This is a genomic window from Streptosporangium canum (assembly GCF_900113865.1).
Lineage (GTDB): Bacteria > Actinomycetota > Actinomycetes > Streptosporangiales > Streptosporangiaceae > Streptosporangium > Streptosporangium canum.
On record NZ_FOQY01000026.1, the window covers coordinates 1 to 18,993 of the forward strand.

The following is an 18,993-nucleotide window of genomic DNA, read 5'->3' on the forward strand; positions in this document are numbered from 1 at the left end:
GCCCGACGAGGATGTGGACGCCTACGCGTTCCGGATCCTCTGCCAGTAATGGGTTGAAATCCCCCATTGCAATCCTTCCACCTCAGCTACCGATAAAGCTACTAATAAGTTGTTCTATGGCTATCAAAGCAAATATCGAACCTGGCGTTCACTGATTTCACATGTCTTTCACGATCTGTTATCCAGGGTTCCCGGCTGCCACCTGCGGCGACGTCCCGCCGGAATCGTGACGCTACCCAGGGCGATCAGGATGACGGCAGCGAGCGACAGCAGGGCGATCCACGTCGCGACCGAGATACTCCGGGTGTCCTCCGGCGGCGCCTGCCGGATCGCGTCGGCCGCCAGCGGGGTGGGCTCCGGCGGCGCGAGCGCCACCGCCTCCGACGACAGGATCGCCGAGACGGCCTGCAGCGGGTTGACCATCCCCTTGCCGGTGCCGGTCCCGGAGCCGCCGTCCGCGGTCAGCGTGATGCGCCGTACCACCTCCGCCTGGGTCAGCTCCGGATAGCGGGAGCGGACCAGCGCGGCGACCCCGGACACGTACGCCGCGGCGAAGCTGGTGCCCTCCCGTTTCTCCATGTAGACCCGGAAGGGCCAGGGGGTGGTGAGGTCCGTGCCGGGAGCCAGCACGGTGATGGGCGTGATCGGGTTCGAGGAGTCGGCTCTGCGCCCGTCGGGACCGGCGGAGCCGACGGACAGCACCCCGGGATAGGAAGCCGGATAGGCGGGCAGGGGAGAGCCGTCGTCCTTGTTCACGTTGCCGGCCGCGGCGACCACCACCACGTCCTTGGACAGCGCGTAGGCGATGGCGTTGCTCAGGTCGGGCTGGTCGGCCGCCCGAGTCGATATGTTGATCACGTCGGCGCCGAGCTCCACGGCTTTGGCGACGGCCTGGACCAATATGCCGATCTCTCCTTCGGGCCCCACGGTGTATTTGACGGAGACCAGCTTCACCGCCGGCGCGATCCCGGAGAAGAGGACCCGGTCGCGCGGGACGGCGGCGATGATGCCCGCCACCGCGGTGCCGTGGCCGTAGCAGTCGAGCGGCCCGGTGCCGGTGACGTCCTCCGCGCGGGCCCCCCTCAACTGGGGATGCGTGGTGTCCAGGCCGCTGTCGATGACCGCGACGGTCACCCCGGCGCCCTTGGTCAGCCGCCACACCTCGGGCAGGTTGAGCCGCTTCTGGCCCCATGACTCCGCGATGCTCACCGTGCCGCGTTCGGGGGCGCACTTCTCGGGCGCCGCCGCGGCGGACGCGACCGCCGGAGCCGCAGGCACCGTGATCGCCGTCAGCAGCGACACCGCGGCGAGCATCCGACCGATCACCATGTGTTCCCCCAATGTGGGTGAAAGACCGCCAGAACCCTACTCAACTTGATCAAGCGTTGTCACGACGGGACGGGCCACGCGCGACCGCTCGGGTGAGCGGCGGCGCCCGGCGGTCCTAAGCTGGCTGTCGTGAACGAGCGAGGCGGGCGGGCCGGCAGGCGCGCCGGTGATCGATCGTTCTCCGACGTGTGTGGCTGGGAGCGGGCATGAGCGAATATCCGTGGGGTGAGGCGACCGCCACCGGCGTCGGGTCGCACCCGGGGGCGGACCACGCGGAGGCGATCAGGGTCGTCTTCGGAGAGCTGCCCGCGCTGCCGTACCTGCCGGAGCTGCCCGCGCGCGGGGTGGGCGCCGACCTGATCGGGCGCACCGCGTCGCTGCTGGTGGAGCTGCCGGTGGAGGTGCAGCCGTCCGGCTGGCGGTTCGCCGACCGGCCGGGGCGCGACTTCAAGCGGGCCCGCGACCACCTCGTACGCGACCTCGACGCGCTGGAGGAGGCGGCCCAGGGATACGAGGGGCCCTTCAAGATCCAGGTGTGCGGCCCGTGGACGCTGGCCGGCGCGGTCGAGCTGCGCCACGGCGACAAGACGCTCGCCGATCCCGGGGCCGTGCGCGACCTGGTGGGCTCCTTCGCCGAAGGGCTCGCCGCGCATGTCGCCGACGTGCGCCGCAGGGTTCCGGGCGCCTCGCGGATCGTGGTCCAGCTCGACGAGCCCGGCCTGCCCGGCGTCCTCGCCGGCACGGTGCCGACCGCGTCGGGTTTCGGGCGGCTGGCCGTCGTCGAGGCACCGATCGCCGCCGAGCGGCTCGGGGCGGTGCTGCCCGAGGGCGCGTTCACGGTCGTGCACTGCTGCGCCCCCGGCGTGCCCTTCGGCGTGCTCCGCGCGGCGGGCGTCGGCGGCGTCTCGCTGGACGCCTCCCTGCTCAGGCGGCGCGACGAGGACGCGATCGGGGAGGCGATCGAGGCCGGGACGGCCTTCTTCCTCGGCGTGGTGCCCGGCGTCGACTCCCGGCTGCCCGACGTCGACGTGGTCGCCAAGCCCGCCGTCGAGCTCTGGCGCCGTCTCGGCTTCCCCGTCGCGACTCTGGCCTCGCAGGTCGTGCTCACCCCCGCCTGCGGGCTGGCCGGGGCCTCGCCCGCCTACGCCAGGGCCGCTCTTGCCAAGGCGCGGGAGGCGGCCCGCGTGCTGAGAGACGACCCCGGCGAGTGACCGCGGCCGGCCCCTCCGGCCCGCGGTCGCGGGCATAGAGGGGATGTCCGGCGACGTCAGGAGGGCCGGGCCGGCCCTCCACGACGCCCACGCGGCGTGGCGGGAAGCCACCCCGGTTACGCGGGAGAGGAGTCACCTCCGGGTAAGGCCGCCGCGGGATGTCGGCGCCCGGCGATAGCGTTTCCCTCGGTTGGATCGATGAGGGGAGAGCTGGCGATGGGGGCTGAGGTCGAGGGTGTGCCGGTGGCGGCGCTGGATCGGCACGCGGAGCTGACCGAGCTGGTCGAGGAGGCCAACTGGCGCTATCACGTGCTCGACTCGCCCACCGTGAGCGACGCCCAGTACGACACGTGGATGCGTGAGCTGCGCGGCATCGAGGAGGAGCACCCGAGCCTGCGCACGCCCGACTCGCCCACGCAGAAGGTCGGCGCGCCGATCTCCAGCGATTTCACGCCGGTGGCGCACCTGCAGCGGATGGAGAGCCTGGACAACGCGTTCGACGCCGACGACCTCGCCTCCTGGCAGGCGCGGGCCGAGCGGCTGGCCGAGCGCGACCCGGCTCCCTACCTGTGCGAGCTGAAGATCGACGGTCTGGCCATCGCGCTGGTCTACGAGAAGGGCCGCCTGGTCCGGGGCGCGACCCGGGGCGACGGGCGTGTGGGCGACGACGTGACGGCCAACGTGCGCACCGTCGCCGGCGTGCCGCACCGCCTGGCCGGTGACGACGTGCCCGACCTGGTGGAGATCCGGGGCGAGGTCTACATGCCCGTCGAGGGGTTCGTGCAGCTCAACGAGCAGCTCGGCAAGGCGGGCAAGGCGCCGTTCGCCAATCCGCGCAACTCCGCCGCCGGCTCGCTGCGGATGAAGGACCCGCGGATCACCGCGCAGCGCCCGCTGCACCTGATCGTGCACGGCGTCGGCAGGTGGGAGGGGACCGCCCTGCCCCGGACCCAGTCCGGGGTCTACGAGCGGCTCCGGGAGTTCGGCCTGCCGGTCAGCGACCTCTACAAGGTCGTCGACGACCTCGACGGCATCAACGCCTTCATCGAGTTCTACCGCGAGCACCGCCATGACCCGGCCTACGAGATCGACGGCGTCGTGGTGAAGGTGGACCGCATCGAGCTCCAGAACAACCTCGGCTCCACCAGCCGGGCGCCCCGCTGGGCGATCGCCTACAAATACCCGCCCGAGGAGGTCAACACCAAGCTCCTGGACATCCAGGTGGGAGTGGGCCGGACCGGCCGGGTCACGCCGTACGGCGTCATGGAGCCGATCGTCGTGGCCGGTTCCACGGTCGAGCGCGCCACGCTCCACAACGGCTCGGAGGTCGCGCGCAAGGGCGTGCGCATCGGCGACACCGTGGTGCTGCGCAAGGCGGGCGACGTCATCCCCGAGATCGTCGGGCCGGTCGTGGACCTGCGTGACGGCACCGAGCGCGAGTTCACGATGCCGACGCACTGCCCGGAGTGCGGCACCGCGCTGGCCTACGAGAAGGAGGGCGACGCCGACCTGCGCTGCCCCAACACCAGGGCGTGCCCCGCCCAGCTCCGCGAGCGGATCTTCTTCGCCGCCGGGCGCAGGGCCCTCGACATCGAGGGCCTGGGCTACGTGGCGGCCACCGCGCTGACCCAGCCGCTGCCGCCCCAGGAGCCCCCGGTCCGCACCGAGGCCGACCTGTTCGACCTGACCATCGAGCGGCTGCTGCCGATCCGGTCGGTCGTCCGCGACCCCGACACCGGCCTGCCCAAGACCGACCCGGAGACGGGCGACCCCAAGGTCGTCTCCTTCTTCGCCAACCAGAGCGGCGAGCCGAGCAAGAACGCCGAGAAGATGCTGGAGGAGTTGGAGAAGGCCAAGGACCAGCCGGTCTGGCGGGTCCTGGTCGCGCTCTCCATCCGGCACGTCGGACCGCCCACCGCCCAGGCCATCGCCGCCGAGTTCCGCTCGATCGACGCGATCGCGGCCGCCTCGGAGGAGGAGCTCGGCGCCGTCGAGGGCGTCGGCCCCCGGGTGGCCGCCGCGATCCGCGACTGGTTCGAGGTCGACTGGCACCGGGAGATCGTCGACCGGTGGAAGGCCGCGGGGGTCCGGATGGAGGACGAGCCGCCGACGGATCAGCTCCCGCAGACCCTGGCCGGGCTCACCTTCGTGGTGACCGGCACGCTGGAGGCCTTCACCCGCGACGAGGCGGGCGCGGCCCTGGCGAGCCGGGGCGGCAAGGTGTCGAGTTCGGTGTCGAAGAAGACCGCCTTCCTGGTCGCGGGTGAGAACGCCGGATCCAAGTTCGACAAGGCGGTCAAGCTCGGCGTGCCGATCCTCGGCGAGGAGGGCCTCCAGGTCCTGCTGGCCGAGGGGCCGGAGGCGGCGGCCGGGCTGGCGGTCCAGCCGGAGGAGTGACCGGGGGCGGGAGCCGGGCCGGTGAGGCCGGCGAGACGACCGGGGGCCGGGGCGCGGCCGGTGGTCGAGCCGGCGGAGTGACCGGGTGGGTGGCCGGGCCGGGGTGGGAGCCGGGCCGGCGGCAGGCCCGCAGGAGTGACCGGGGGCGGGAGTCGCGGCAGCGCGGGCGTTTCAAATGACCGGTAACGGAACGTGCGCAACCGGTTTCGCGAAGTGGCCCAGAGGCCGTACTCTCCCATAGTGAACTAATGGGGGTTTTGTTACTCATGGCCGACCCAAACGACGCACGCGACAGCGGACCGCGCATGGGCTCACCCCTGTGGGCCTATCTCGCCGCCGTCATCACGATCGGCTTCACCGCCCTCGTCGTGGCCCAGTGGTGGATCAGCCCGCCGGAGCTGGCCGGCCTCGCCCGCAGCCCGCTGTTCTGGATGCTGACGTTCCTGGTCGTGCTGGGGGAGCTGCGGCCGGTGCTGCTGTCGTCGTCGATGACAGTGGGCGGCACCTACCCGTCGACGATGTTCACCTTCGCCGCGCTGCTCCACTACGGGCTGCCGGTCGCCGTGCTGATGCAGGCGGTCGGCATGGTCGTCAACTGCGCCGTCACCCGCAAGGCGTGGCACCGGGTCATGTTCAACATCGCCCAGGCGACGCTGGCCTGCACCGCGGCCGGGCTGGTGCTCGCGCTGTTCGGGAGCCCGCCGGCCCCGGAGGTCTCCTGGGTGCCCAGGGGGCCCGACATGCTCGCGATCGGACTGGCCGGGCTCGCCTACTTCGTGGTCCGGGCGCTGCTGGTCTCCGGCGCGGTGGCGCTGCACGAGCGCCGGTCGATCAACCGGGTGATCAGGACCACGATCGGCCACCAGAGCCTGGTCTACGCCGGGCTGCTCGGGCTGGCCCCGCTGGTCGTGGTGGTGATGAAGCACTCGCCGGCGCTGGTGCCGCTGTTCCTCGCCCCGATGGCCGCCGTCTACTTCACCGCCACCCTGTCGGTCCGCCGCGACCACCAGGCGATGCACGACGGGCTCACCGGGCTGCCCAACCGCAAGCTGCTCGTGCTCAGCACCGAGGAGGCGCTCGCCGAGGCGCGGCTGAGCGAGCGGGTCGGCCTGTTCCTGCTCGACCTCGACAGGTTCAAGGAGGTCAACGACACGCTGGGGCACCCGGTGGGCGACCGGCTGCTGCAGATCGTGGCGCACCGGCTCACCCACAGCGTACGGCCGGGCGACGTGGTGGCCAGGCTCGGCGGCGACGAGTTCGCGGTGCTGCTCCCCTCGATCAGGGACGCCGCCGCGGCCCGGGAGGTGGCCGCACGGCTGCGGGTGGCCCTCACCGAGCCGGTCCGGCTGGAGGGGATGACCTTCGACCTGGACGCCTCGGTCGGCATCGCGCTCTACCCCGACCACGCGCCGGACTTCGAGCTGCTGCTGCAACGCGCCGACGTGGCGATGTACCTGGCCAAGGAGGGGCGGACCGGTGTCGAGATCTACGTCGCCGACAAGGACCGCAACAGCCCCGAACGGCTCAACCTCATCGGCGACCTGCGCAGGGCCATCGACCGCTCCGAGCTCCGGCTCCACTACCAGCCCAAGCTCGACCTGGCCAGCGGGCAGGTGCGGGGGGTGGAGGCGCTGCTGCGCTGGCGCCACCCGGAGCGGGGGATGATCTCCCCGGGGGAGTTCGTGCCGATGGCCGAGCAGTCCTACCTCATGCGGCACCTCACCCAGTACGTCATCGACGCGGCACTGGAGCAGGCGGCTCACTGGTGGCATACCGGAGTGCACGAGCAGATATCGGTAAACGTTTCCGCCCGTGATCTGCTCGACTCCGCGCTCCCCGACCGGCTGGAGGCGGGCCTCGCCCAGTACCGGCTGCCGCCCAAGGCGATCCAGCTCGAGGTCACCGAGCGCATCCTGATGACCGACCAGGCCTACACCGCCGACGCCGTCCGCGCCCTGGCCTCGCTCGGTGTGCCGCTCGCGCTGGACGACTTCGGCACCGGCTACTCCTCGCTGGTCCGCCTGCAGCGCCTGCCGGTCTCCGAGGTCAAGATCGACTCCTCGTTCGTCCGCAGGATCTGCGACTCCAAGGACGACGAGCGGATCGTCCGCTCCATCGTCGACCTGGTCCGCTCCCTGGGCCTGCGCTCGGTCGCCGAGGGCGTCGAGTCGGCGGAGGTGGCCACCTGCCTGGCCGCCATGGGCTGCGACCTCGCGCAGGGCTGGCTGTTCGCCGAGCCGATGTCGGCCGTCGACGCCACCGTCTGGCTCCGCAAACACCGTGACCCGGCCACACCCGGATTCTGTTTCCTCGGCTCCGCCGAGGTCCTGGACCCCCAGAGGGCCTAGTCTCAGAGGGCCTGGTCTCCGGCTCCGGCGGGCCGCTCGGAGCCTTCCGTACGGCCGGCCGTACGGGCCGGACCCCACCGGCCGGCCGGGGTCCTCATCGCCGCCCCGCGTACGGCGGCGCGGCCGTCCGGCCCCTTCCAACAGATCTTCGCGTGGTTACCGCGACGTCAATGAGTCAGGCACGTTAGGTCACGAGCCCTAAGATGACAGTGTCCAATTGCCATTCCACGAAACGGGTTCAACGACTCATGTCCGCCATAACCCGCGACGAGGTCGCTCACCTCGCCCGGCTGTCCCGGCTGGCGCTGGCCGACGAGGAACTCGACCACTTCGCCGCCCAGCTCGATGTGATCATCGGTGCGGTCGCCCGCGTCGCCGAGGTGGCGGCCGACGACATCCCGCCGTCCTCGCACGCGCTCCCGCTCACCAACGTCTACCGCCCCGACGAGGTACGGCCCAGCCTGACGCCCGACCAGGCGCTTTCGGGCGCCCCGGCAGTCGAGGACGGCCGCTTCCGTGTTCCGCGCATCCTCGGGGAGGAAGCATGAGCCTCATCCACAAGTCCGCCGCCGAACTGGGCGCGCTGGTCGCCGGCGGAGAGGTCTCGGCCGTCGAGGTGGCCCAGGCCCACCTCGACCGGATCGCCGCCGTCGAGCCGCAGGTCAACGCCTTCCTGCACGTCGACGTCGAGACGACGCTGGGGCAGGCCCGCGCCGTCGACGCCCGCCGGGCCGCCGGGGAGGACCTCGGCCCGCTCGCCGGTGTGCCGATCGCGCACAAGGACGTCTTCACCACCGTCGACATGCCGACCACGGCCGGATCCAAGATCCTTGAGGGCTACCGCCCGCCGTACGACGCCACCGTGACCCGCCGCCTGCGCGAGGCCGGGCTGGTGATCCTCGGCAAGACCAACCTCGACGAGTTCGCGATGGGCTCCTCCACGGAGAACTCGGCCTACGGCCCCACTCGCAACCCGTGGGACCTGAACCGCATCCCGGGCGGCTCCTCCGGCGGCTCGTCCGCCGCGGTCGCGGCCTACGAGGCCCCGCTGTCCACCGGCACCGACACCGGCGGCTCGATCCGCCAGCCCGCCGCGGTCACCGGCATCGTCGGCATGAAGCCGACCTACGGCGGCTCGTCCCGCTACGGCCTGATCGCCTTCGCGAGCTCCCTGGACACGCCGGGCCCCTTCGCCCGCAACGTCATGGACGCGGCGCTGCTGCACGAGGCGTTCTCCGGGCACGACGCCATGGACTCCACCTCCATCGACGCCCCGGTGCCCTCCGTCGTCGAGGCGGCGCGCAACGGCGACGTGGCCGGGCTGCGCATCGGCGTGGTCAAGGAGTTCGGCGGCGACGGCTACCAGGCGGGCGTGCTCGCCCGCTTCCACGAGACCGTCGAGCTGCTGGAGTCCCTCGGCGCCAAGGTCGTCGAGGTCTCCTGCCCGTCGTTCACCACGGCCCTGCCGGCCTACTACCTGATCGCCCCGTCGGAGGCCTCCTCCAACCTGGCCCGTTTCGACGCCATGCGCTACGGCCTGCGCGTCGGCGACGACGGCACGCGCAGCGCCGAGGAGGTCATGGCGCTGACCCGGGCCGCCGGCTTCGGCCCCGAGGTCAAGCGGCGCATCATCCTCGGCACCTACGCGCTGTCCAGCGGCTACTACGACGCCTACTACGGCCAGGCGCAGAAGGTCCGCACGCTGATCGCACGTGACTTCGAGGCAGCCTTCCACCAGGTGGACGTGCTCGTCTCGCCGACCACGCCGACCACGGCGTTCCCGATCGGCGAGCGCGCCGACGACCCCATGGCGATGTACCTCGCCGACCTGTGCACCATCCCGACCAACCTGGCGGGCAACGCGGCCATCTCGGTGCCGTGCGGCCTGGCCGACGAGGACGGCCTGCCGGTCGGCCTGCAGGTCATGGCTCCGGTGCTCGGCGACGACCGCTGCTACCGGGTCGCCGCCGCGGTGGAGAGGGCCCTCGAAGGCCGCTGGGGCGGCAGCCTGCTGTCCAAGGCCCCGGCGCTGTAGGGCGCCGCGGGGCTTTCGGGGCGACAGGGCGACAGGGGGAACGGCGGCATGATCACTCGGATCGAGATCGACGGGTTCAAGTCATTCTTGAACTTCGACCTCGAGGTGCCGCCCTTCCTCGCGCTGGTCGGCCCCAACTCAAGCGGTAAGTCGAACCTGTTCGACGCCCTCGGATACGTCGCGGACGAGATCGTCGGCTCCGGCGGGCTGCTCGACGCGCGCCGCGGCCTGCCGGGGGAGCAGTTCCACCGGGTCGCGCGGGGCACCCCCGTGCCGGGGTTCGTCGTCTCGGTGGAGGCCCTGGTCTCCCCGGAGCCCGGCGCGCTGCTGCCGATCCGGTTCGACGTGGGCGCGGAGATGGTGCTCAGGATCCCCAGGTCCAGCGGGGCCGTCATCAGCCATGTGGCCCACCAGCTCCCGGAGGAGCTGCTGGAGTTCATGGTCGAGGATCCGGAGCCGGAGATCACGCCTCGCCGTACGGTCCAGTCGTGGCGCCGTTACGTCCCGTCGCCGGGGGCCATGCGCCGCCGGTCCTCCCCGGCCGACCGCGGGCCGCTCGCGGCCGACGGCGCGAACCTCGCCGCGGTGCTCGGGCGGATGGCGGGATCGGCGGCGCTGGCCGACCTCGTGGCCGACCTCGCCGGCGTGGTCCCCGACGTGGTCGAGCTGGTGCCCCGGGCCGACCGTGAGGAATGCTCCTTCGAGCTGGTCGTCGACGGTCAGGGCACGGTGCCGGCCGCGCTGCTGTCGGACGGGACCCTGCGGATCCTCGGTCTGCTCACGGCCCTGCACGATCCGGACCACTCCGGAACCCTGCTGGTGGAGGAGATCGAGAGCGGCGTGCACCCGAGCCGGCTCGGCGAGCTGCTCCGCCGGATCCGGCAGCGGATCGCCGAGCCGGGGAGCGTGAAGCCGTCCCGGCAGGTGATCCTCACCAGCCACTCCCCGGTGGTGGTCGCCGAGATCTACCGGAGCGACCCCGACGCGCTGACCTTCCTGGACACCGCCGTCCGCGTCGATCCCGACAGGGACCGGGTCTCGCGGGTGACCGTGGCCAAACCGATCCAGCCGGACGGCGAGCCGGGCACCTACGTGTCGCCCCGGCAGGTCCGCAAATACCTGGGCGCGGCGGCATGAGCCGCCCCCTGGTTCCCGGGCTGGTCGCGGAGGGGGAGGCCGACGAGGGCTTCCTCGGCATCGTCATCTCCCGGCAGCTGCGCGAGCTCACGTGGATGTCGCCGCACGCGGTCGACGTCGAGGCGACGGAGGTCGTCTCGTGCGATCGGGAGCACATGGTGACGGCGCTGGAGGAGCTCGCGGCGGACTGCCACCTGCTGTTCACCCACGACGACATACGGGAGCGCGGGAAGACGGGCGGTAAGACGGACGGCGTCCGCTACCACTCGCACTACCTGGTGCCGGTCATCGGCCTGGGGGAGACCGAGGCCTGGCTGCTCGCGGACCGCGGGGTGTGGGCCGGTCTGGAGGGCAGCGACCTCAGCCTGCTGCCCGCCCGGCCGCGCGACGTCGAGAGGATCACCGACCCCGCCGGAATCCTGGCCGTGACCGTTCCCCGCCGGGGGAAGCCGATCCGCGACTACTTCGAATACATAGGCCGGAACATCGATCTCGCGGTCCTCGCTCAGGTGCCCGCCTACGCGGACTGGGTCGCCGAGACGAGAAACGCACTGAAGGGACTTGGTTACCTGTGAGCCGGAGAGAGCCCGACGCAGTGAGCGGAGTGGCCGGCGAGGTACGAGCCGTCCGCACAGCGAATGAGGAGTGGTGAACGACCGATGAGCACCGAAACGCTCATGCCGTACGACGAGGCGCTGGAGCGCTTCGAGCCGGTGCTGGGCCTGGAGACGCACGTCGAACTGGGCACGGCGTCGAAGATGTTCTGTGGTTGCCCGACCACGTTCGGCGCTCCGCCGAACACCCATGTCTGCCCGGTCTGCCTGGCCCTTCCCGGGGCGCTGCCGACGGCCAACGCCGCGGCGATCGAGTCGACGATCCGTATCGGCCTGGCGCTCAACTGCTCGATCGCCGAGTGGTGCCGCTTCGCCCGGAAGAACTACTTCTATCCGGACATGCCGAAGAACTACCAGATCAGCCAGTACGACGAGCCGCTCTGCTCCGACGGCTACCTCGACGTCGAGGTGGACGGGAAGACCGTGCGGATCGAGATCGAGCGGGTCCACCTGGAGGAGGACACCGGCAAGTCCACCCACGTGGGAGGCGCGACCGGCCGCATCCACGGCGCCGACTACTCGATCGTCGACTACAACCGCGCGGGCATCCCGCTGGTGGAGATCGTCACCAAGCCGATCCCGGGGACCGACCGGCTCGCCCCCGAGGTCGCCCGCGCCTACGGCACCGAGCTGCGCGAGGTCATGCGCGGCCTCGGCGTCTCGGACGTGCGCATGGAGGAGGGCTCCATGCGCTTCGACGTGAACGTCTCCCTCATGCCGCGCGGCTCCTCGGAGTGGGGCACCCGCACCGAGACCAAGAACGTGAACTCGCTGCGCAGCGTCGAGCGTTCGGTCCGCGGTGAGATCGAGCGCCAGGCCGCGATCCTGGCGGGCGGTGGCCGGATCTTCCAGGAGACCCGCCACTTCCACGAGAACACCGGCACCACCACCTCGGGCCGCTCCAAGGAGGAGGCGCAGGACTACCGCTACTTCCCCGAGCCCGACCTGGTGCCGATCGCCCCCGACACCGCGTGGGTGGCCTCGCTCAAGGCCGCCCTGCCGGAGCTGCCGAGCGCGCGGCGCAAGCGGCTCCAGCAGGAGTGGGGCGTCTCCGACCTCGACATGGCGGCCATGCACAACGCCGACGCCATCGGCCTGGTCGAGGCGACGGTCGCCGCCGGGGCCCCGCCCGCGGACGCCCGCAAGTGGTGGATGGGCGAGCTGGCGCGCCGGGCCAACGAGGCCGGGGTGCCGCTGAGCGAGCTGCTGATCACCCCGGACCAGATCGCCCGGGTGTGCGCGATGGTCGCCGGGGGGGCGCTGAACGACAAGCTGGCCCGCCAGGTGCTGGAGGGCGTGCTGAACGGGGAGGGCTCCCCGGACGAGGTGGTGGCCGCCCGCGGGCTGCAGATCGTCAACGACGAGGGCGAGCTGACGGCGATCATCGACCAGGTCCTGGCCGACAACGCCGCCGCGGCCGACAAGGTCCGCAGCGGCAAGATCGCCGCAGTCGGCGCTCTCGTCGGCGGTGTCATGAAGGCCAGCCGCGGCAAGGCCGACGCGGGCCGGGCCCGTGAGCTCCTGCTGGAGAAGCTGGGCGTCTCCGAGTAGTCCACTCCGGTCCCCGCGGCGCCGCGCGGACCATATGAAAGGCCCCGCCGATCGAAAGATCAGCGGGGCTTTTGTATGTGGTAATTCTGATTTTTCATATCAAATACATATTGACTCAATTGTTCATTACTTGCACAGTGATCACGTTAGTAACCCCTTTATCGCTGGCGCTGTTCGGCCCCAGGATCGGAGAACGCGTGAAAAGGTATTTGGCGCTCCTGGCCATGGTCCCGGCCGTTCTCGGCGGGACGCCGGCGGCCGTCTCCCCAGCTCACGCCGCCGCCCCCATTCCCAGCGCCTCCGTGGCCCTCGGGGTGGACGCTGTCATCGTCGCCGACGGCGTCCGCCTGCGGTCGAGCCCCGGAGGGTCGTACGTGATCGGCCTTCTCTACTACGGCGATTACGGCCAGATACTTGGCTCGTCGAATGGCTGGTGCCGCTTCCGGCTGGGCGGCAGGTCGGCGTCCGGGCTGCCCGCGGGGACCACGGGATGGGCGTCCTGCTCCTACTTCGCGACGGAGGAGGGCCGGCGCATGTCGGAGGTGGCCGTCGACTCCCTGGAGGCCGGCTCTTCATGACCGCCGTCTCCCCCTGACGGCCGGCTCTCCGTGACGGCGGGAACCCGAGGGAGCGGGCGGGGCCCCGCCGCTCTCCGGTACGGCGGGGCCCCGGCAACCGTCTGGCGCATGCCCGGTTCCCGGGACGGTCTACCCGGCGTGTGACGGGCGTGCGACCAGCTTCCTGACGAGCGGGACGGCCAGGACCAGCAGCGCGACCACCAGCAGCACCGCCGCTATCGGGCTCCTGACCAGGACCGTCACGTCGCCCGCGCCGATGGCCAGGGCCCGGCGGAGCTGGATCTCGGCCATCGGGCCCAGGATCATGCCGATCACGGCCGGGGCCACCGGGAGCCCGAAGCGGCGCATCGCGAAGCCCAGCATGCCCAGGATGTAGAGAATGACCAGCTCCACCCAGGAGGAGTTGAGGGCGTAGACGCCCAGCGCGGCGAACAGCACGATGCCCGCGTAGAGGTAGGGGCGGGGCACGTGCAGCACCCGGGCCCAGAGCGGGGCCAGCGGCAGGTTGAGCACCAGCAGCATGGTGTTGCCGATGAACAGCGAGGCGACCATGCCCCAGACCAGCGCCGGGTTGTGGTCGAAGAGCTGGGGGCCGGGCTGCAGGCCGTACTGCTGGAAGGCCGCCAGCAGGATCGCGGCGGTCGCCGACGTGGGCAGGCCCAGCGTGAGCAGCGGGACGAGGGTGCCCGCGGCCGAGGCGTTGTTGGCGGCCTCGGGGCCGGCGACGCCCTCGATGGCGCCCTTGCCGTACTCCTCGCGGGCGACCCCGCGGGCCAGGCGCTTCTCGATCGAATACGACAGGAAGGTGGGGATCTCCGCGCCGCCGCCGGGCAGCGCCCCGAACGGGAAGCCGAGCGCGGTGCCGCGCAGCCACGGCCGCCAGGACCTCGACCAGTCGGAGCGGCCGAGGAACGCCCGGCCGACCGGGACGACCTCCGGCTCGCCGTGCCGCAGCCGTGAGGCGACGTAGAGCACCTCGCCCAGCGCGAACAGGCCGACCGCGACGATCACCACGTCGATGCCGTCGAGAAGCTGCGGGACGCCCAGGGTCAGCCGCGCCTGCCCGGTCTGCTGGTCGATGCCGACCAGCCCGATGACCAGGCCGATCCCCAGCGAGGCCAGCCCGCGCACGACCGAGCGCGACAGCACCGACGACACCGCGGTGAAGGCCAGTACGGCCAGGGCGAAGTAGTCCTCGGGACCGAACGAGATCGCGAAGTCCACCACCAGCGGAGCCGCGACGACCAGCAGCCCGGTGGCGATCGTGCCCGCGACGAACGAACCGATCGCGGCGGTGGCCAGCGCCTGGGCCGCCCGGCCCCGCTTGGCCATCTTGTTGCCCTCGAGCGCGGTGATCATCGAGGAGCTCTCGCCGGGGGTGTTGAGCAGGATCGAGGTGGTGGACCCGCCGTACATGCCGCCGTAGTAGATCCCGGCGAACATGATGAACGCGCTCGCCGGGGGGACGGTGAAGGTGATCGGCAGCAGCAGCGCCACCGTCATGGCCGGTCCGATGCCGGGCAGCACCCCGACCAGCGTGCCGAGAGTGACCCCGACCAGCGCGTAGAGCAGGTTGACCGGGGTCAGTGCGGTCGCGAACCCCTCCATCAGAAGCTGGAACGGATCCACCTAGATCACCCCCGACAGCAGCCCCGCGGGCAGCGTCACGCCCAGGCCCTTGACGAAGGCCAGGTAGGTGACGGTGGACAGCACCACCGCGATCACGCCTGCCTGCAGCCGCCGGGTGGCCCCGAGCACCACCGAGAGGCCGAAGAAGAGCAACGCGCCCGCGATGATCCAGCCGAGCAGGTCCAGCAGCCCGGCGAAGGCCAGGAAGATCACGCTCACCAGCGCGACCGTCCGCCAGTCCGGGCGGGCGCCGGCGTCGACGTCCTCGCTCTCCTCGGGGTCGCCGTGGCCACCCCGGACCACGTCGATCACGTAGAACAGCCCGATCAGCAGCAGCGCCGAACCGACGATGACCGGGAAGAACCGGGGTCCCAGCCCGAGAGAGGAGCCCGCGGTGCTGACGTCCGCGGTCCCCGCGATCACGAACACGCCCAGCCCGAGGACGATCAGCGCCAGGACGAGCTCGGGCCGCCGCCATGAGTGCGCCGGGCCGGCGCCACGGTCGGTGGCGCCGGTCGGCTCTTCGGTGGAGTACATCAGGAGACGAGTCCCATTTCCGCGATGATGGTCTTGACCTTGGTCTGCTCGGCGGCGAGGTAGTCGGCGAACTGCTGGCCGGTCTGGAAGGAGTCGATCCAGCCGTTCTTGGCCACCGCGTCCTTCCACGCCTGCGAGTCGTGCATCTTGGTGACCAGGTCGGTCAGGTTCTTCCTGGCGGCGTCGTCCAGTCCGGGCGGGGCCACGAACCCGCGCCAGTTGGCCAGCTCGACGTCCAGGCCGCCCTCCTTCAGAGTGGGCGAGTCGACGCTGTCGACGCGGGCGGGCGAGGTCACGCCGAGGGCGCGGAGCTTGCCGGACTTCACGTGCTCGGCGAACTCGCCGATGCCGGAGACGCCCATCGCCACCTTGTTACCCAGCAGCGCGTTGAGCGCCTCACCGCCGCCGGAGTGGGCGATGTAGTTGACCTGCTTGGGGTCGATCCCGGCGGCCTTGGCCATCAGGCCCGCCACGATGTGGTCGGTGCCGCCGGCGGAGCCGCCCGCGATCGCGATCTTCGCGGGGTCGGCCTTCCAGGCCGTCACCAGGTCGGCCAGCGTCTTGTACGGCGACTCCGCCGGAACCACGACGATCTCGTACTCCTCGGTGAGCTTCGCGATGGGCGTGGTCTCGGCCAGCGTGACCTTCGACTTGTTCTGCTCCACCGCGCCCACCATGACCAGGCCCATGGTCATCAGCAGGTCGCCGTTGCCCTTCTGGCCCGCGAGCTGGGCCAGGCCGATGGTGCCGCCCGCGCCGGGGACGTTGTAGACCTCCACCTTGCGGGACGGCTCGGCCGACTTGAGGGCCTCGGCCGCCGTACGCGAGGTCTGGTCCCACCCGCCGCCCGGCGAGGCCGGAGCCATGATTTTCAGCGTGCCGACGCCCGAGCCCGAGCCCGAGCCGCACGCGGTGAGGGCGGCGAGGGACAGAGCCGCGAGGGCGGCGAGTCTCCGGAGACGCATGGTCAACTCCCAACAACGGAAAGAAAGCGTGGTGAGGATGCTGGGCGTCGCGGACGGCGGTGTCGATCCTTTGCGAGGTTGCCGTCGTATCGGTCGTATTGGTCATGCCAGGCACGATCGCCGCGACCGCGCCGTTATCTCCGGCTGCTTTCATAATCTCCCTGACCAGGGAGTTCACTCGTGCGACGCATACTCAACGCCTCCCTCGGCACCCAGTTGTTCGTGCTGCAGACGGTGATCGTGTTCCTCGCGGTGGGCGGCACGGCGGGCGTCTGGATGGAACACACCCGCAGCCAGCTCGACCGGCAGTACCAGCAGCGCGCACTGGCGATCGCCGAGTCCGTCGCCGGGCTTCCCCAGGTCCGCGAGGCCTTCGCGCGTCCCCGGCCGGAGTCGATCCTGCAGCCGATCGCCGCCGGGGTGCAGGCGGCCACCGGCGCCGACTACGTGGTGATCGCCAACCGCGAGCAGATCCGCTACGCGCACCCCAACACGGCGCTGATCGGCAAGAGGCTGTCCACCGACGGCTCGGAGATCATGAGCAGCGGCCATGCCTGGACCGGCATCCAGACCGGCACCCTCGGCCGTTCCGTGCGCGGCAAGGCCCCGATCTTCGACTCCTCCGGCCGGGTCATCGGCCTGGCCTCGGTCGGCGTGCTCCAGGACACCGTCGCCGACGAACTCGGTTCGGCGCTGCCGCCGCTGCTGTGGACCGTGCTCGCCGTACTCCTCGCCGGGTCGGCGGCCACCGGGCTGATCGCCCGGCGGGTCCGCCGGCAGACCTTCGGCCTGGAACCCCGGGAGATCGCGGCCCTGCTCGAACAGCGCGAGGGGGTGCTGCACGGCGTGAAGGAGGGGGTGCTCGCCCTCGACCTCCAGGGCAGGGTGACGCTGGTCAACGACGCGGCCCGCGACCTGATCGGCCTCTCCGCCCACGACGTGGGCCGTGAACTGCGTGAGATGCCGCTGTCGGACCGGATGCGGGACGTGCTGGACGGCGTGGACGCCGGCGACGACCGGGTGGTGCTCCACCGCGACCGCGTGCTCGTGCTCAACCGCACCCCGGTCGCGGTCCGCGACCAGCAGAGCGGCTGGGTGGTCACCCTGCGCGACCGGACCGAGCTGGTACGGCTGGCACACGAGCTCGACCAGGCCAGCAGCACCACCGACGCGCTGCGTGCCCAGGCCCACGAGTTCGCCAACCGGATGCACACGGTGGTCGGCCTGCTGGAGCTCGGCGAGCACGACATGGCCGTCAACTACATCACCCAGACCTCCGAGGCCTACGGTCTGTACGCGTCCGGCATCCGGGAGAAGGTCGCCGATCCGACCCTGGCCGCGCTGCTGCTGGCCAAGTCCGCCGAGGCGGCCGAGCGGGGCGCGTCCCTGGTGCTCGCCGAGGACTGCCGGGTGGAGGAGGGCGTGCTCGGCGACCCCCATGACGCCGTGCTGGTGGTCGGCAACCTGGTGGCCAACGCCCTCGACGCGCTGGAGGAGATCGGCGGCACGGTCGAGGTCTCGGTCCGCACCGAGACCGACGGCCTGCACGTCCGGGTCGGCGACTCCGGCCCGGGGATCACCCCCGGCCTGGCCGAGGAGGTCTTCCGCGAGGGCTTCACCACCAAGATCGCACACGCGGGCCCGCGCGGACTCGGTCTCGCCCTGACCCGCCAGGCGTGCTCGCGCCGGGGCGGCTGGGTGCGGGTGCACAACGCCGGCGGCGCCGTCTTCACGGCCCTGCTGCCCCGGCGCGAGGACACCGGAGGGGCCCGGCCGCAGGGAAGCGGGACGGGCGGGCGGGAGAGCGCGACCGGCGACGGACCGGGGAACGGGACGGGTGGGTGGCGGGAGAGCGCGACCGGCGACGGGCGGGGCCGGATCACGGACGCGGAGGTGCCGAGATGATCCGGGTGCTCGTCGTCGACGACGACTTCATGGTGGCCAGGATCCACAGCGGCTATGTGGCGCGGGTGCCCGGGTTCACGGTGGTCGACGCCGTGCACACCGGCAGGGCGGCGGTCGCGGCGGTGGCCGAGCACCGGCCCGACCTGGTGCTGCTGGACGTCTACCTGCCGGACATGTCCGGCCTCGACGTCCTCATGACGCTCAGGGGCGTGTCCCACCCGGTCGACGTCCTGGTGATCACCGCCGCGCGCGACGTGGCGACGGTCCGCGCGGCCATGCGCGGTGGCGCGGTGAACTACCTGATCAAGCCCTTCACCGCCGGAGCGCTCACCGAGCGCCTCGGGCAGTACGCCGACACCCGCAGGCAGCTCGCCGCCATCGGGTCCGAGGTCCGCCAGGACGAGGTGGACCGGTTCTTCGGCGCGGACAGGGGCGGGCCGCCGCCGCTGCCCAAGGGGCTGTCGGCCACCACCTGCGGCCTGGTCGCCGACGCGCTCAGGGAGACCGGCACCGACGTGTCGGCGGCCGAGGCGGCGGTGCTCACCGGGCTCTCCCGGGTCAGCGCCCGGCGCTACCTGGAGTACCTGTGCGCGACGGGTCAGGCCGAGCTGCGGCCGAGGTACGGCACCGCCGGGCGGCCCGAACACCGCTACCGGTGGACGGGCTGATTCGTTACGCCTTTTCGGGCCTCGGCCGATGGTTGTGGTTTAGGGTTAACGGAGGTAAAAACTGCGGAGCAGGAGGAGACGGAGGCCGT

The 18,993-nt window shown here is 71.5% G+C and carries 15 protein-coding genes; 11 read left to right on the forward strand and 4 right to left on the reverse strand.

From position 1 onward, the window contains the following. Positions 1-168 precede the first annotated feature (168 nt). Entirely contained in the window at positions 169-1,329 is a 1,161-nt protein-coding gene (locus BM085_RS29885; RefSeq protein ID WP_093890215.1) for a S8 family serine peptidase, read from the reverse strand. A gap of 206 nt (positions 1,330-1,535) precedes the next feature. Here BM085_RS29885 and BM085_RS29890 point away from each other — a divergent pair, with 206 nt between their 5' ends. The 9 genes from BM085_RS29890 to BM085_RS29935 all read left to right on the forward strand — a co-directional run bounded on the left by BM085_RS29890 (position 1,536) and on the right by BM085_RS29935 (position 13,200). Further along, positions 1,536-2,540 carry a methionine synthase gene (locus tag BM085_RS29890; protein WP_093890216.1) on the forward strand — a complete coding sequence of 335 codons (1,005 nt, stop codon included), beginning with the start codon at positions 1,536-1,538 and terminating at the stop codon, positions 2,538-2,540. Between the two features lie 216 nt (positions 2,541-2,756). Further along, on the forward strand, positions 2,757-4,937 hold the full coding sequence (gene ligA, locus BM085_RS29895; protein WP_093890217.1) for an NAD-dependent DNA ligase LigA: 2,181 nt from the start codon (positions 2,757-2,759) through the stop codon (positions 4,935-4,937). Positions 4,938-5,203: 266 nt separating this feature from the next. Continuing rightward, positions 5,204-7,285: a putative bifunctional diguanylate cyclase/phosphodiesterase gene (locus tag BM085_RS29905; protein ID WP_093890219.1), complete on the forward strand. Its 2,082-nt coding sequence runs from the start codon at positions 5,204-5,206 to the stop codon at positions 7,283-7,285. 248 nt (positions 7,286-7,533) lie between these two features. Continuing rightward, positions 7,534-7,833 carry an Asp-tRNA(Asn)/Glu-tRNA(Gln) amidotransferase subunit GatC gene (gene gatC / locus BM085_RS29910; RefSeq protein WP_012894460.1) on the forward strand — a complete coding sequence of 100 codons (300 nt, stop codon included), beginning with the start codon at positions 7,534-7,536 and terminating at the stop codon, positions 7,831-7,833. After that, a complete protein-coding gene (gatA, locus tag BM085_RS29915; protein ID WP_093890220.1) occupies positions 7,830-9,320 on the forward strand; it encodes an Asp-tRNA(Asn)/Glu-tRNA(Gln) amidotransferase subunit GatA in 1,491 nt (496 codons plus the stop codon). Before gatC ends, gatA begins: the two co-directional genes overlap by 4 nt. 48 nt (positions 9,321-9,368) lie before the next feature. Next, a complete protein-coding gene (locus tag BM085_RS29920) occupies positions 9,369-10,457 on the forward strand; it encodes an AAA family ATPase (protein WP_093890221.1) in 1,089 nt (362 codons plus the stop codon). After that, on the forward strand, positions 10,454-11,032 hold the full coding sequence (locus BM085_RS29925) for a hypothetical protein (RefSeq protein ID WP_012894457.1): 579 nt from the start codon (positions 10,454-10,456) through the stop codon (positions 11,030-11,032). The genes BM085_RS29920 and BM085_RS29925 overlap by 4 nt, the downstream gene beginning before the upstream one ends. An 84-nt stretch (positions 11,033-11,116) precedes the next feature. After that, entirely contained in the window at positions 11,117-12,622 is a 1,506-nt protein-coding gene (gene gatB / locus BM085_RS29930; protein WP_093890222.1) for an Asp-tRNA(Asn)/Glu-tRNA(Gln) amidotransferase subunit GatB, read from the forward strand. Positions 12,623-12,819: 197 nt separating this feature from the next. Further along, a complete protein-coding gene (locus BM085_RS29935) occupies positions 12,820-13,200 on the forward strand; it encodes an SH3 domain-containing protein (RefSeq protein ID WP_093890223.1) in 381 nt (126 codons plus the stop codon). Positions 13,201-13,329: 129 nt separating this feature from the next. Here the strand turns inward: BM085_RS29935 and BM085_RS29940 are convergent, their stop codons facing one another. The 3 genes from BM085_RS29940 to BM085_RS29950 are packed head-to-tail and all read right to left on the reverse strand — an operon-like array spanning position 13,330 to position 16,331. Next, positions 13,330-14,829 carry a tripartite tricarboxylate transporter permease gene (locus tag BM085_RS29940; protein WP_093890224.1) on the reverse strand — a complete coding sequence of 500 codons (1,500 nt, stop codon included), beginning with the start codon at positions 14,827-14,829 and terminating at the stop codon, positions 13,330-13,332. After that, the gene (locus BM085_RS29945; protein WP_093890225.1) at positions 14,830-15,366 is read right to left on the reverse strand and encodes a tripartite tricarboxylate transporter TctB family protein; all 537 of its coding nucleotides are present in this window, start codon (positions 15,364-15,366) and stop codon (positions 14,830-14,832) included. After that, on the reverse strand, positions 15,366-16,331 hold the full coding sequence (locus tag BM085_RS29950; protein ID WP_031171884.1) for a tripartite tricarboxylate transporter substrate binding protein: 966 nt from the start codon (positions 16,329-16,331) through the stop codon (positions 15,366-15,368). Before BM085_RS29950 ends, BM085_RS29945 begins: the two co-directional genes overlap by 1 nt. Before the next feature lie 180 nt (positions 16,332-16,511). Between BM085_RS29950 and BM085_RS29955 the strand changes: the two genes are divergently transcribed. Together BM085_RS29955 and BM085_RS29960 are read left to right on the forward strand one after the other, a co-directional pair. After that, positions 16,512-18,236 (forward strand): ATP-binding protein, encoded by a 1,725-nt coding sequence (locus tag BM085_RS29955; RefSeq protein WP_093890226.1) that lies wholly within the window; start codon positions 16,512-16,514, stop codon positions 18,234-18,236. After that, positions 18,233-18,904 (forward strand): response regulator, encoded by a 672-nt coding sequence (locus tag BM085_RS29960; protein ID WP_031171881.1) that lies wholly within the window; start codon positions 18,233-18,235, stop codon positions 18,902-18,904. Before BM085_RS29955 ends, BM085_RS29960 begins: the two co-directional genes overlap by 4 nt. Positions 18,905-18,993: the final 89 nt, after the last annotated feature.

Excerpts from the sequence above, each read along its gene's own strand:
- BM085_RS29885 (WP_093890215.1), bottom strand. The coding sequence starts at position 1,329 with ATGGTGATCGGTCGGATGCTCGCCGCGGTGTCGCTGCTGACGGCGATC.
- BM085_RS29890 (WP_093890216.1), top strand. The coding sequence starts at position 1,536 with ATGAGCGAATATCCGTGGGGTGAGGCGACCGCCACCGGCGTCGGGTCG.
- ligA (WP_093890217.1), top strand. The coding sequence starts at position 2,757 with ATGGGGGCTGAGGTCGAGGGTGTGCCGGTGGCGGCGCTGGATCGGCAC.
- BM085_RS29905 (WP_093890219.1), top strand. The coding sequence starts at position 5,204 with ATGGCCGACCCAAACGACGCACGCGACAGCGGACCGCGCATGGGCTCA.
- gatC (WP_012894460.1), top strand. The coding sequence starts at position 7,534 with ATGTCCGCCATAACCCGCGACGAGGTCGCTCACCTCGCCCGGCTGTCC.
- gatA (WP_093890220.1), top strand. The coding sequence starts at position 7,830 with ATGAGCCTCATCCACAAGTCCGCCGCCGAACTGGGCGCGCTGGTCGCC.
- BM085_RS29920 (WP_093890221.1), top strand. The coding sequence starts at position 9,369 with ATGATCACTCGGATCGAGATCGACGGGTTCAAGTCATTCTTGAACTTC.
- BM085_RS29925 (WP_012894457.1), top strand. The coding sequence starts at position 10,454 with ATGAGCCGCCCCCTGGTTCCCGGGCTGGTCGCGGAGGGGGAGGCCGAC.
- gatB (WP_093890222.1), top strand. The coding sequence starts at position 11,117 with ATGAGCACCGAAACGCTCATGCCGTACGACGAGGCGCTGGAGCGCTTC.
- BM085_RS29945 (WP_093890225.1), bottom strand. The coding sequence starts at position 15,366 with ATGTACTCCACCGAAGAGCCGACCGGCGCCACCGACCGTGGCGCCGGC.
- BM085_RS29950 (WP_031171884.1), bottom strand. The coding sequence starts at position 16,331 with ATGCGTCTCCGGAGACTCGCCGCCCTCGCGGCTCTGTCCCTCGCCGCC.
- BM085_RS29960 (WP_031171881.1), top strand. The coding sequence starts at position 18,233 with ATGATCCGGGTGCTCGTCGTCGACGACGACTTCATGGTGGCCAGGATC.